Origin of the sequence: Corynebacterium sp. KPL3927 (genome assembly GCF_040225835.1) — a bacterium.
Taxonomy (GTDB): domain Bacteria; phylum Actinomycetota; class Actinomycetes; order Mycobacteriales; family Mycobacteriaceae; genus Corynebacterium.
This window is the reverse complement of the sequence record NZ_JBEHGD010000004.1, coordinates 140,715-152,645: the sequence shown is the minus strand read 5'-3', so window position 1 is coordinate 152,645 and position 11,931 is coordinate 140,715. Positions and strand designations below refer to the sequence as shown.

The 11,931-nt window shown below is 58.1% G+C and carries 11 protein-coding genes, 5 tRNA genes and 3 pseudogenes; 6 read left to right on the top strand and 13 right to left on the bottom strand.

Going from position 1 to position 11,931, the window contains the following annotated elements; genetic code table 11:
* Positions 1-133: pseudogene (locus ABRP86_RS11625) on the bottom strand (helix-turn-helix domain-containing protein); the annotation flags it as partial.
* Positions 134-367: 234 nt separating this feature from the next.
* Between ABRP86_RS11625 and epsC the strand changes: the two are divergent.
* A complete protein-coding gene (gene epsC / locus ABRP86_RS03820; protein WP_239268312.1) occupies positions 368-931 on the top strand; it encodes a serine O-acetyltransferase EpsC in 564 nt (187 codons plus the stop codon).
* 49 nt (positions 932-980) lie between these two features.
* On the opposite strand, the gene ABRP86_RS03815 is transcribed toward epsC, so the two are convergent.
* From ABRP86_RS03815 to ABRP86_RS03805, 3 genes are all read right to left on the bottom strand, one after another.
* Positions 981-1,262 carry a GNAT family N-acetyltransferase gene (locus ABRP86_RS03815; protein WP_239268314.1) on the bottom strand — a complete coding sequence of 94 codons (282 nt, stop codon included), beginning with the start codon at positions 1,260-1,262 and terminating at the stop codon, positions 981-983.
* Positions 1,263-1,318: 56 nt separating this feature from the next.
* A tRNA-Phe gene (locus ABRP86_RS03810) sits at positions 1,319-1,391 on the bottom strand.
* Positions 1,392-1,410: 19 nt separating this feature from the next.
* Positions 1,411-1,484, bottom strand: a tRNA-Asp gene (locus ABRP86_RS03805).
* 279 nt (positions 1,485-1,763) lie between these two features.
* On the opposite strand from ABRP86_RS03805, the pseudogene ABRP86_RS11620 reads away from it, so the two are divergent.
* Positions 1,764-1,885 (top strand): annotated as a pseudogene (locus ABRP86_RS11620) (transposase-like zinc-binding domain-containing protein); the annotation flags it as partial.
* 37 nt (positions 1,886-1,922) lie between these two features.
* Positions 1,923-2,058, top strand: a pseudogene (locus tag ABRP86_RS11615) (IS1249 family transposase); the annotation flags it as partial.
* A 156-nt stretch (positions 2,059-2,214) separates the two neighbouring features.
* Here the strand turns inward: ABRP86_RS11615 and ABRP86_RS03800 are convergent.
* Positions 2,215-2,288 (bottom strand) — tRNA-Asp (locus ABRP86_RS03800).
* A 35-nt stretch (positions 2,289-2,323) separates the two neighbouring features.
* Positions 2,324-2,399 (bottom strand) — tRNA-Glu (locus ABRP86_RS03795).
* Between the two features lie 82 nt (positions 2,400-2,481).
* Here ABRP86_RS03795 and ABRP86_RS03790 point away from each other — a divergent pair.
* Positions 2,482-2,814: a metal-sensitive transcriptional regulator gene (locus tag ABRP86_RS03790; RefSeq protein WP_023023790.1), complete on the top strand. Its 333-nt coding sequence runs from the start codon at positions 2,482-2,484 to the stop codon at positions 2,812-2,814.
* Between the two features lie 31 nt (positions 2,815-2,845).
* On the opposite strand, the gene ABRP86_RS03785 is transcribed toward ABRP86_RS03790, so the two are convergent.
* Together ABRP86_RS03785 and scpC are read right to left on the bottom strand one after the other, a co-directional pair.
* A tRNA-Lys gene (locus ABRP86_RS03785) sits at positions 2,846-2,918 on the bottom strand.
* A 126-nt stretch (positions 2,919-3,044) separates the two neighbouring features.
* Positions 3,045-4,547, bottom strand: coding sequence for a succinyl-CoA:acetate CoA-transferase ScpC (gene scpC / locus ABRP86_RS03780; RefSeq protein ID WP_023023806.1), 1,503 nt, complete (start codon positions 4,545-4,547; stop codon positions 3,045-3,047).
* 192 nt (positions 4,548-4,739) lie between these two features.
* On the opposite strand from scpC, the gene dusB reads away from it, so the two are divergent.
* Positions 4,740-5,885, top strand: a complete 1,146-nt coding sequence (gene dusB / locus ABRP86_RS03775) for a tRNA dihydrouridine synthase DusB (protein WP_239268317.1) — start codon at positions 4,740-4,742, stop codon at positions 5,883-5,885.
* 58 nt (positions 5,886-5,943) lie between these two features.
* Positions 5,944-6,672 carry a phosphate signaling complex protein PhoU gene (gene phoU, locus ABRP86_RS03770; protein WP_023023809.1) on the top strand — a complete coding sequence of 243 codons (729 nt, stop codon included), beginning with the start codon at positions 5,944-5,946 and terminating at the stop codon, positions 6,670-6,672.
* 81 nt (positions 6,673-6,753) lie between these two features.
* Here phoU and pstB read toward each other — a convergent pair whose 3' ends face one another.
* From pstB to mshD, 5 genes are all read right to left on the bottom strand, one after another.
* Positions 6,754-7,527, bottom strand: coding sequence for a phosphate ABC transporter ATP-binding protein PstB (pstB, locus tag ABRP86_RS03765; protein ID WP_239268319.1), 774 nt, complete (start codon positions 7,525-7,527; stop codon positions 6,754-6,756).
* 51 nt (positions 7,528-7,578) lie between these two features.
* A complete protein-coding gene (gene pstA, locus ABRP86_RS03760) occupies positions 7,579-8,493 on the bottom strand; it encodes a phosphate ABC transporter permease PstA (protein ID WP_239268321.1) in 915 nt (304 codons plus the stop codon).
* 12 nt (positions 8,494-8,505) lie between these two features.
* Positions 8,506-9,558: a phosphate ABC transporter permease subunit PstC gene (gene pstC, locus ABRP86_RS03755; protein ID WP_023023813.1), complete on the bottom strand. Its 1,053-nt coding sequence runs from the start codon at positions 9,556-9,558 to the stop codon at positions 8,506-8,508.
* A 135-nt stretch (positions 9,559-9,693) separates the two neighbouring features.
* On the bottom strand, positions 9,694-10,800 hold the full coding sequence (gene pstS / locus ABRP86_RS03750; RefSeq protein ID WP_023023815.1) for a phosphate ABC transporter substrate-binding protein PstS: 1,107 nt from the start codon (positions 10,798-10,800) through the stop codon (positions 9,694-9,696).
* A 226-nt stretch (positions 10,801-11,026) separates the two neighbouring features.
* Positions 11,027-11,929: a mycothiol synthase gene (gene mshD, locus ABRP86_RS03745; RefSeq protein ID WP_239268323.1), complete on the bottom strand. Its 903-nt coding sequence runs from the start codon at positions 11,927-11,929 to the stop codon at positions 11,027-11,029.
* Positions 11,930-11,931: the final 2 nt, after the last annotated feature.

The following is an 11,931-nucleotide window of genomic DNA, read 5'->3' as shown; positions in this document are numbered from 1 at the left end:
CGATACGTGCTTTGATGTTGTAGTACGTCTGCTTCGATACGCCGATGTTCTTGCAGAACTGCTGGACCGTGATGCCCTCACGGATGGGGTCGAAATCCGCTATCTTCTTGCGGAGAGTAATGGGAATTGCCATCCCCACATTGTCAAGAAGCCAGAGTCCAAAAAGTAGTTAGACATCCTGTCCATAAACTTCCTGGACTCCGCGTCAAAAAACTAACTGGACTCCGAGTCCAAAAAGTCAATGGACTCCGAGTCCAAAAAGTCACTAGACATCACAAGGCATAACTAGCCCCGCAACCTAGTCCATGAATAAAAGGCACCCGTCAAGCTTGGCGGGTGCCTTTTTGTGACCAGTATTATAGTCCGCATGAGCATTATTAAATATATCCGCGAAGATTTAGCCAATGCCCGCGACCATGACCCAGCTGCCCGTGGCGACGTTGAAAACGCGATCGTCTATTCCGGCCTGCACGCCATCTGGTCGCACCGCGTGTCCCACTGGCTGTGGAAGCGCGGCCTGCGGGGCCCTGCGCGCATCCTGGCCCAAATTAATCGCTTTTTTACCGGCATCGAGATCCACCCAGGCGCCACCATCGGGCGCCGCTTCTTTATCGACCACGGGATGGGCATTGTCATCGGCGAAACCGCGGAAATTGGCGATGGCGTCATGCTCTACCACGGCGTGACGCTCGGCGGTCAGGTGCTCACCCAGACCAAGCGCCACCCCACGGTGGAAGATAACGTCACCATCGGCGCGGGCGCCAAGGTCTTAGGCCCCATCACCATCGGGGCCGGTTCCGCCATCGGTGCCAATGCCGTTGTCACGAAGGATGTACCGGCCGATCACATCGCCGTGGGCATCCCCGCCAAGAATCGGCCTTCAAATAGGCATGAGCGGGTCAAGCTCGTGGATCCGGACTACTACATCTAAATAGACTAAAAGCGGCCCACAGTCTTGTGTGGGCCGCTTTTTGCTGTGCTTAACCGCGCAGCAGATCCTGGTATTCGGGGTTCTTGTCCATAAAGTGCGCCACGGCAGAGCAGGTGACGATGACCTTCATGCCGGCAGCCCGGGTTTCATCGAGGGCCTCCTTAATCAGCGGGGAGGACAAGCCCTGACCGCGGAAGTCGTCCCCGATGACCGTGTGGTTGAACTCGCGGGTATCGCCGGAATCTACGTATTCGCAGATTCCCGCTTCCACACCATCAACGGTAAGCACGAAACGGGACAAATCGGTTTGATGAGAAATTGCTTTTTCCATGTCCCCCATTAAACCAAAAATGGCCCCTCCTTGATAATAAGGAGGGACCATAGTTGTGGCCAGAGCCAGGATCGAACTGGCGACCCCACACTTTTCAGGCGTGTGCTCTACCGACTGAGCTATCTGGCCAGAAACCCGAAGGTTTCCGCGACCTTGACGGGACTTGAACCCGCGACCTCCGCCGTGACAGGGCGGCGCGCTAACCAACTGCGCCACAAGGCCATTTTCAGTTTTGTGTGCCCCTTGGGCACGGGTAATTACTTTACACAGGCGCCTAGAAACAACACAAATCAGCACTACAACGCCGTTTTTCCGCCGCTTGCCGATGCCCCAGTGATGCGGCCTAAACGACAGGATGTGTTGGTGAAGTTATATGTTTAGCCCGTCTGGCCTGCTGGTATTAGGATTATTTCACTTATCCGGAGACATAACGCAGCCTCGGACCTGAAATACCGCCGGGGGCGTGCTGATGTGCTAAGCGCTGAGGTTCACGATGAATGGATGAGTAAGAATCATCCTCGATGCCCCGTCTGTAGCGAGGTGTGCACCAAAATACGGGACTACAAGCACCTATGCACCAGCGATGGCGATGGAACGCCTGTAAAGCCACTGTCACTCGCGCTAGAGGCCGACCCAGGAAAGTGGGCGAATCAGGGCGCAGACCCACGAGCCAAAGCACACACCCTAGCCAACCAAGAAACACAAGCCACCATCGGCCGTGAATACGGCCGACCAGCAACTTTCGACAGTTGCCTACAACCACTCTATGGGAATACGCAAAGGCCACATGCCCTAAACCACGCAGTCCACCAACACAAAATGTCGTTTACCCCGACACGCCAGAAAACAACACATTTTGTCGTTTAACCCAGTGATGCTGAGGTGACATCAGCAAGCAGCCTGCAAAACCAAAAAAGAACAGTACCCGCCGAAGCGTGTACTGTTCAGAATGCGACCTTGACGGGACTTGAACCCGCGACCTCCGCCGTGACAGGGCGGCGCGCTAACCAACTGCGCCACAAGGCCAAATGAGAAATTATTTCGTACCAACACAAAGGTGTTGGTACCCCCAACGGGATTCGAACCCGTGCCGCTGCCGTGAAAGGGCAGTGTCCTAGGCCGCTAGACGATGGGGGCCAGTCGCTTCTTGGCGACTTCTAGAAATATACTGGAGACATCACCAAGAAACAAAATCGCTCCCCCAGAAGGAGTTTTAACCATGTCTGAGCAGCAGAAAACCTGTTCCTGCCACGAGCCGGATATCCACGGATACAACGCCGATAGTAAGAGCAAAGCGCGTTATCTGGCGCGCCTGAAGCGCATCGAAGGCCAGGCGCGCGGGATTCATCGCATGGTCGATGAGGACCAATACTGCATCGATATCATCACCCAAATCTCGGCGGTGACATCCGCGCTAGAGAACGTCTCTCTCGCGCTCTTAGAAGACCACATAGAGCACTGTGTGGCCGGTGCAGCGGCCGAGGACGGCGAGGTGGCTAAGGAGAAGCTAGCGGAGGCTATGCACGCCATTAAGAAGCTCGTGAAAAACTAGAAAAGGAGCCGCCCGAAGGCGGCTCCTGATGTGGGCCCTGTGGGGATCGAACCCACGACCTGCGGATTAAAAGTCCGTAGCTCTACCAACTGAGCTAAAGGCCCAACGTCGCTCTATATTAGCGTGTTGACTTTTAGATCTCCTAATTCACCCCTCGCCTGAGAGTATCCAAACAAAGCAGAAGGAGGGCTTCCCAGCCGGGAGGCCCTCCTTTGCCATGGCGGTGGAGATTAACCGCGCATGTCACCCTTTTCCATGAAGTTAACCTGGAAATCGAAGGCAGTCTTCAAGTCGTGCGGGGTGTGCTGGAACTTGTTTTCCTTCGCACGCTCGTAGTACTCCTCCAACAGCGGACGGTAGTCCGGGTGAGCCACGGCGATGATCTTCTCAACGCGCTGCTTTGGAGCCAAGCCACGCAGGTCAGCCACACCGTATTCGGTGATGATGACCATGGTGTCGTGCTCGGTGTGGTCCGTGTGGGACACGAACGGAACCAGAGCGGAGATGGCGCCATCCTTCGCGATGGATGGGGACACGAAGGTGGAGATGTACGCGTTACGGGTGAAGTCACCAGAGCCACCGGTGCCGTTCATGATGCGGGAACCGGACACGTTGGTGGAGTTGATGTTGCCGTAGATATCTCCCTCGATCATGCCGTTGGAAGAAATCAAGCCGACGCGGCGGATGACCTCAGGGTGGTTAGAAATCTGCTGCGGGCGCAGGATGATGTGGTTGCGGTAGCGGTCTGCTTCCGCGTTCATCTTTTCTGCGTACTCCGGCGACAGCGCGAAGGAGGTTGCAGAAGCCACGGTCATCTTGCCGGCATCGATAAGGTCCAGCATGCCGTCCTGGATAACCTCGGTATATGCCTGGATGTTTTCGAACTTGGAGTCCAGAAGGCCCGCCATCACGGCGTTCGGCACGTTACCCACGCCGGACTGCATGATGAACTTGTCGTACTCGAGGCGGCCTGCGGCAACCTCGCCCTCCAAGAACTCGATGAAGTTAGCGGCGATCTTCTCAGAAGTCTCGTCCGGCTCGCGGAATGGAGCATTGCGGTCCGCAGAGTTGGTCTTGACAACTGCAACGACCTTCTCCTCCGGGATCTCCATGTAGGTGGTACCAATGCGGTCGCCCGGCTTGTTAATCGGGATGGGCTGGCGGTTAGGCAGCTTGTCGATGCGGTAGATGTCGTGCATACCCTCAAGGTTCTCGGACTGCCACTCGTTGATCTCAATGATGATCTTGTCTGCAGCCTCGACGAACTCGAGGTTATTGCCCACTGCGGAGGACGGCACGATATTGCCTTCCTCAGTAATGCGTACGGCCTCGATGATGGCTACCTGGAAGTCACCATAGAAGCCCTCTTCTACCTGCTGGCCCAGGTGGGACAGGTGAATATCCTGGTAGAGCGCGGTGCCGTCGTTGAATTGCTTACGCAGCAGCGGGTCGGAGTTATATGGGGAGCGGAAGTTAATGGCCTCTGCCTCTGCCAAAACACCGTCGCAGTCAGGGGCGGTAGAAGCACCGGAGAAGAGGTCAATCTTGAACTCTTCGCCCTTGTCGTGCAGCGCCTTCGCCTTATCTGCAATGGCGGTAGGCAAACCCTTGGGGTAACCTGCACCGGTGAAGCCGGAGATTCCTACGCGGTCACCATTGTTGACGTACTTCGCAGCCTCCTCTGCAGAAACTACGAGCTTCTCAAACGGGGCGTATGCGATTCTATCGGACAACTGTCATCCTCCTTCATATACGAGTAGACCGGTGCTACGGCCCACCCAATTTAGTTACACAGACCACAGTAGCGAAAATTAACGTTTTCGCCACCATCATTTTGTGACATTCACCCCAATCATGGGAATCCTCGGTAACCACCACCTTGCTGCTAGTTGCTAAATTCCGCCGTTAACGAGCACAATTAGGGCGTGAATTTGCGCATTGGAAACTATGACCTCTCCTCCCCCGTCATCCTCGCCCCCATGGCGGGGGTAACCAACGTCGCCTTCCGCACGTTGTGCCGGGAACAGGAACTGGCCCGCACCGGAACGGTGTCGGGCTTGTATGTCTGCGAGATGGTCACCGCGCGCGCCCTAGTGGAGCGCAACGAGAAAACCATGCACATGACCACCTTTGCCCCGGAGGAAGATCCGCGTTCCCTGCAGATTTATACGGTGGATCCGGAATACACCTATAAAGCAGCCAAGATCATCGTGGATGAGAATTTGGCTGACCACATCGACATGAACTTTGGCTGCCCCGTCCCCAAGGTAACCAGACGTGGCGGCGGTTCTGCCCTGCCTTATAAGCGCCGTCTCTTTGGCAATATCGTCTCCGCCGCCGTCAAGGCCACCGAGGGCACGAATATCCCCGTCACGGTGAAGATGCGCGTGGGCATTGATGACGAGCACCATACGCACCTCGACGCCGGGCGCATTGCCGTGGATTCCGGCGCCGCCGCCGTTACCTTGCACGGGCGCACGGCCGCGCAACGTTATTCCGGCAATGCTAGGTGGGATGAGATCGCCCGGCTCAAGGAGCACCTCGCGGACACCGGCGTTCCGGTGCTGGGCAATGGCGATATTTTCCGCGCCGATGACGCCCGCCGCATGATGGAGGCCACCGGCTGTGATGGCGTGCAGGTGGGCCGCGGCTGCCTGGGCCGGCCGTGGCTTTTCGCGGAGCTGGGCGCCGCCCTGCGCGGCGAGTCGATCCCCGCCGAGCCCACCTTGGGCGAGGTCACCCAGGTTATTCTTCGCCACGCGGAACTGCTCGCGCAGCATGAGGGCGAGGACCACGCATCCAGGGACATCCGCAAGCACATTGGCTGGTACCTGCGCGGCTTCCCCGTCGGCGGGCAGGTGCGCGCCGGCTTGGCCAAGGTGGATTCCTTAGAGAGCCTGCGCGAATTGCTGGCGCCCTGGGCGGATTCTGATGCTTTGGCTGCCGATGCCGATGGTGCGCGCGGGCGCCAGGGCTCGCCCTCCAAGGTCGCGCTTCCCGATGGCTGGCTCGATGACCCCGAGGATGAATTCGTTCCGGTCGGCGCTGATATTTATAACTCCGGCGGCTAAACCCACACTGGTGTGACTCAGCAAGCATTTGCGCGGTTTGTGAGCTATCATTTCCTGCATGCGTACTGCCTACCGTGAACATCTGGACAACTTCTCGCACGACCTCATCGTCATGTGCGATACCGTCCGCACCATCATGGATCAGGCCTCCCAGGCGCTGCTCGATTGCGCCCTGGAACCCGCGGAGGAAGCGCTTAGCCTCACCGAGGAACTCGATGAGATTCGCTCCCGCTGCTCCGAACGCGCGGTAAAGCTTCTGGCTCTAGAAAATCCCATGGCCCAGGATCTGCGCCAGGTGGTCTCTTCCATCTACATCGTTGAGGATCTTTTCCGCATGGGCCAACTAGCCCAGCACATTGCCGATGCCGCGCGCCGCCGCCACCCTGAGGCCGTCGTGCCCGCTGAATACCTCGGATTCATGGAAGAGATGTTCCGCCTGACCCAGGAAATGGGTTCGGTGGTGCACGATATTTTGGTCACCCCTGATGCCGAGCTCTCCGTCAACCTGCGTTCCGATGATGATGCGGTGGACGATATTAACCACCACCTGCTGCGCATCCTCACCCAGCGCGACTGGGAAGGAACAGTGCGCCAGGCCGTAGAGACGGCGCAGATTACCCGCTACTACGAGCGCTACGCGGACCACTGCGTCTCCGTGGCTGGGCGCATCATTTACTTTGCCACCGGCCTATTGCCAGAAGAGTTTGAAAGAAAGCTCCAAGAGGACCAAAAGGACGCCGAGTTCGAGGCCCGCATGAGCGAATTAGAGCGCCAATTCCGCCGCTAATAAACGCTAATAAAACTGCCACAAGGGCGGTACCTTCCTGCGCTGGAGGTACCGCCCTTTTCGGACAATCAGAGTCTACCTTTAGCCGAAGCGGCCAGAGATGTAGTCTTCGGTTTCCTTCTGGGAAGGGTTCTCAAAGATTCGGGTGGTTTCATCGAACTCCACCAGGTGTCCCGGCTTGCCGGTAGCTTCTAGGGAGAAGAAGCCGGTCTTATCGGACACGCGGGCGGCCTGCTGCATGTTGTGGGTCACGATGACGATCGTGAAGTTTTCCTTCAGCTCGTGGATAAGATCCTCCACGGCCAAGGTGGAAATCGGGTCCAGAGCAGAGCAGGGCTCGTCCATCAGCAGCACTTCTGGTTCCACGGCAATCGCGCGGGCGATGCACAGGCGCTGCTGCTGACCGCCGGAGAGGCCGCCGCCCGGCTTATCCAGGCGGTCCTTGACCTCGTCCCAGAGGTTAGCGCCGCGCAGGGACTGTTCGGCTACTTCCTTGAGCTTCTTCTTATTCTTTTCACCAGACAGCTTCAGGCCAGCAACCACGTTGCCCTCGATGGACATGGTGGGAAATGGGTTAGCCTTCTGGAATACCATGCCGATGGTATTGCGCACGGAAACTGGGTCGACCTTGGGCCCGTAGATATTGGTGCCATCGAGCAGGATCTCGCCCTTGACGGATGCACCAGGGATGACCTCGTGCATGCGGTTCAAGGTGCGCAGCACGGTGGACTTACCGCAGCCGGACGGGCCGATGAAGGCGGTCACGGCCTGTGCCGGGATCTGCATATTTACGTTCTGTACGGCGTGAAAATCGCCGTAGAAAATATCGACGTCATTGAGCTCGAGCTTAGACATTGTGGAGGTTTCTCCTCTTGAGGGGTGTAAAAGTGGCGGAATCGTGTGCGGCTATTTCTTGACCGAGAACTTCGCGGAAATTACTCGCGCCGCAATATTGAGGATGGCGATGAGGATAACCAGCGTCAGCGCTGCGCCCCACAGCTTATCCAGCACGGCAGGCTGCGCGCCCGCCTTGTACATATCAAGCATCATCAGCGGCAGTGAGGACTGCGAGCCCTTAAACGCATCCCAGTTGATGACCGAGGAGGAACCAACCAAGACCAGCACTGGCGAGGATTCACCCATCACGCGAGCAATGGCCAGCATGATGCCGGTCACGATGCCGGACAGGGCTGTCGGCAGCACGATGCGTGCAATGGTCTTCCACTTGGGCACGCCGAGGGCATAGGAGGCCTCGCGAAGGTCCATGGGAACCACGCGCAGCATCTCTTCGGTATTGCGCACCACGATGGGGATCATCAATAGGACCAAGGACAGGGCGACGGCAAAGCCGGAACGTCCAAAGCCGAAGAGCGTGATCCACATGGCGAAGATGAACAGCGCGGCCACGATGGAGGGCACGCCGGACAGGATGTCCACCATGAAGGTGGTGATGCGGCCGAGCCAGCCACCCTTGGAGTATTCCACCAAGTAGATGGCGGTGAAGATACCGATCGGGATGGAGAGGATGGAAGCCAGGGCGGTTTGCACGAAGGTACCGACGATGGCGTGGGCGGCACCGCCGCCTTCGGCGCTATTCATCACGCCGCGCTGGGACAGCGTCCACCAGTCAGCGGAGAAAATCACGCCGCTACCGCGAGCAATGAGCTCCCACAGCACCCAGATCAGAGGGACCATCGCCAAAGCCATAGCGCCCCATACAACGACGGTGGCAATGCTATTGGCCGCCTTGCGGGAACCGGAGATTTCCAGGAAGGTTGCCCCACCAGCGGAGGCGGGCTTGTTATTTGTCGTAGTAGTCATTGTTGTCCTTCCTTACTTGCTCTTCACGATGGCGCGGGCAATGGCGTTGACGACAAACGTCAGCAAGAACAGCATCAAACCGGCGGCGATATAGGCACCGGCGCGCGTCTCGTTACCGAACTCGGCGGCGGCGAGGGCGATGGCCGTGGCGAAAGTGGTACCGCCATCGAAAAGCGAGAAGCGGAAGTCCACCAGGGGCGAGACCACCATGTACAGCGCCATGGTCTCACCCAGAGCGCGGCCCAAGCCCAGCATGGAGCCGGCGACGTAGCCGGACATGCCGAAGGGCAGGACGGTCATGCGGATGACTTCCCAGCGCGTAGCGCCCAGTGCCAAGGCGGACTCGATCTGGCCCGGAGGCGTTTGCACGAAGACCTCGCGGGCGGTGGCGGCGATAATCGGCAGAATCATCACGGCGAGCACGATGCCACCGGTGAAGAGGTTGCGGCCGGTAGCAAAGGCGGGCGAATTATCGTAATGAGTAAACAGGAAGAACCCACCGGCCCAGGACTCCATCCAGGTGTAGAAACTGGACAGGGCTGGGCCAAGGACCTGCCAACCCCACAGGCCGTAGACGATGGACGGCACTGCGGCCAGCATGTCCACCAAGAAACCCAGTGGCTTAACCAAGCGGGCCGGGGCGTAGTTGGACAAGAAGATGGCAATCGCAAGCGCGACTGGCATGGCCAGAATCAGCGCGAATACCGAGATGAGGACGGTGGTGCCGAACATGGTCGGGATACCGAACTTCATCGCAGAAGTATCGGTGGTCTCCCAGCGTTCACCGTGGGTGAAAAAGCCCAGTAGGCCATTCTCGTTCACGCTGAGCGCGGGGACGGCACGCCAGATGAGGAAGGCGGCAATCGCCGCGATCATCACGGTAATCAGCGTGGCAGAGGCCGTGGAGAGGAATTCGAAAATGCGGTCACCGGGGCGCTTGACGGAGCTACCGGAGCTGGAGGTAGCCAAGTCAGTCTCATTATCGCCACGGGTATGAGGCTGTTCGGCGCCAGAGACGGGAAGGGCCTCCGAGGTCGATGCCTGGGTGAGATTATTGTCTGCCATGAGACGTACTAATCCTTATTTGAAGTGGAACAAAGGGACATGCGATGTACATGCCTGCGCCCCCAAAGCGCGTCTCGAGGGCGGCAGTGGGGGCGGGCGGAATGTTATTTCGCGAGGTAAAGCGGGGTTTACGCGTTACTGCAGTGCGTCAACAGCGCTCTTCAGGCGGTCAAGGTGGTCACCCTTAACTGGGATGAAGCCCTGCTCTGCCAACTGGTCATCCTGGTGATCCAGAACGTCGTTGAAGAAGGTCTTGACCAGTTCAGCGGTCTCGTCATCGTAGCCAGCGGAGCAGACGATGTTGTAGGTGGTCAGGATGAGCGGGTATGCACCCTCAACATCGGAAGCGAAGAGAGCCTTGGAGTCAACGACCATGTCGTTCTCAGAAGCGGTGTCCTTGAACTCCAGGTTCTCCAGTGCCTTGTTGACGGTGTCGTCATTCAGCTCAACCGGGCCGTTGCCAAAGTCGATCTTGGCCTTCTTGACGCCGTCAGCTTCCTTCTGGTCAGCGAAGCCGGCCTCAACGTAGGTGATGGCACCCTCGATGTTTGCTACTTGGTCAGCAACGCCGGAGGAACCGTTTGCGCCCTCACCTACAGCGTCAGGGAACTGCTTGCCTTCGCCGTCCCAGTTACCGGTGGAGGCGTTCAGGAACTTCTGGAAGTTATCGGAGGTACCGGACTCGTCAGAGCGGAAGATGACGTGGATGTCGGTGTCCGGCAGGTCTGCGCCCTCGTTATCAGCGGCGATGGCCTCGTCGTTCCACTTCTTGATCTCGCCCTTGAAGATCTTGGCAATGGTATCGGTGGAGAGGTTGATCTCTTGGTCACCCAGGTTATAAGCAATGGCAACCGGGCCGATGGTGGAAGGCAGGTGCCATGCGTCGTTGCCGTCGCAACGCTCCTTGGCGGCCTCAATCTGGCCGTCGTCTTCCTTCAACGGGGAGTCAGAACCAGCGAAGTCTGCCTGGCCGTTGATGAAAGCCTCAACACCCTTACCGGAACCGGAAGCGGTGTAGGACAGGTTTGCGTCTGGGTTGTCCTCTGCGAAGGCGGTGCCGAAGTAGGACATTGCGTTCTGCTGGGAGGATGCGCCCTCACCAACAAGCTCGCCAGCGACGCCGCTGCCGTCGGAGGAACCCGAGGAGTCAGAGGAGGTGTCCTCAGAACAAGCTACGAGAGCGGTAGAGGTAGCGACCACGAGGCCGAAGATAGCGGCAGAGCGCTTGAAGTTGCGAATCACGGGAAAACCCTTTCCGGTGCAGATCAGAGATTGATTGTCCGAGGAAACCGCATCCCCATAAAAAAGGGGAACCTACATCCCACGTCCGCTCTTCGGAAGCGGGGTGCAGGTGCGCAGGTGCGGCTTTCTCACAATCAGTAAAGCTAACCGGAGGAATTAACCAGCAGGGTGCCGTGAGGTAAACAATTAATGAACAAGCTAGAAAGTTGACATGACCTTAATCACACTAGCCCCAGACGACATGCTCTTCATCAACGGAAAAGCCTAGGCGCTTGTAGGCCTTCAGTGCCGGTTCATTGTCCGCTTCCACGTACAAAATAACCCGCTGAGCTCCCTTTTCTACCATGCGGCGCAGGCCAATCTGCAGCAATGGTCCGCCTAATTTTTGGCCGCGGTACGCCTCCGCAAGGCCCACCACGTAGACCTCGCCAAAACCGGGATCTTCCTCCTCGTGCCACTTGGTCCAGTGGAAACCGGCCAGGGTCGGGTGCCCCTGTTCTTTTTCGTCCCAGAAGAACAAAACGTCCTTAGGATCGAACCATTCGGCCTCCATGCCGCGGTGCAGGCGCTCTAAATCCCAGCCGCCTTGTTCTGGGTGCCAATTAAAGGCCTCATTATTCACGCGCAGCCACTCGTTTTCCACGGTGTCCTTGCCCCACTTGTCCACCGCTTCGCTGTAATTGGCGGCCTGCAGCGGAAGCTCGCCTACTTGGGCTGCACTATCCAGATCGCCGCCCTCGATGCCCATGACCACGAGGGTGCGGGTGACCTTCAGATCGCGGGAATTAGCCAGGGCCTGAGCCGGCTTGCCGTTGCCATGCGCCCAGGTCTCGAGGTTGGTGGTGGCGTTAGCGGTGGCATCGTAAAGCGCGGTGCCATAGCCCTTGCCGCGATAATCGGGGGCGATAAAAAGCTCCGCGGTGGAATCCTCGCAGCTGGATACGCCGATGGGCTCGCCGTCCAGCCAAGCCACCAAATGCTTGTGGTGCAGGCGCTCATCGCGCAGGCCGTTGAGGAATTGCTCCGACAGCGGGGCGATGCCGTCGGCTTTTTCTGCGTGCGCTGCTAGTTCTTCCAGGCTGCCCGCCAGCTCTGGGGAGGCGGGGAGGTTTTCTTCGGTGATATTCATGG

Excerpts from the sequence above, each read along its gene's own strand:
- epsC (WP_239268312.1), top strand. The coding sequence starts at position 368 with ATGAGCATTATTAAATATATCCGCGAAGATTTAGCCAATGCCCGCGAC.
- ABRP86_RS03815 (WP_239268314.1), bottom strand. The coding sequence starts at position 1,262 with ATGGAAAAAGCAATTTCTCATCAAACCGATTTGTCCCGTTTCGTGCTT.
- ABRP86_RS03790 (WP_023023790.1), top strand. The coding sequence starts at position 2,482 with ATGTCTGAGCAGCAGAAAACCTGTTCCTGCCACGAGCCGGATATCCAC.
- phoU (WP_023023809.1), top strand. The coding sequence starts at position 5,944 with ATGCGTACTGCCTACCGTGAACATCTGGACAACTTCTCGCACGACCTC.
- pstB (WP_239268319.1), bottom strand. The coding sequence starts at position 7,527 with ATGTCTAAGCTCGAGCTCAATGACGTCGATATTTTCTACGGCGATTTT.
- pstA (WP_239268321.1), bottom strand. The coding sequence starts at position 8,493 with ATGACTACTACGACAAATAACAAGCCCGCCTCCGCTGGTGGGGCAACC.
- pstC (WP_023023813.1), bottom strand. The coding sequence starts at position 9,558 with ATGGCAGACAATAATCTCACCCAGGCATCGACCTCGGAGGCCCTTCCC.
- mshD (WP_239268323.1), bottom strand. The coding sequence starts at position 11,929 with ATGAATATCACCGAAGAAAACCTCCCCGCCTCCCCAGAGCTGGCGGGC.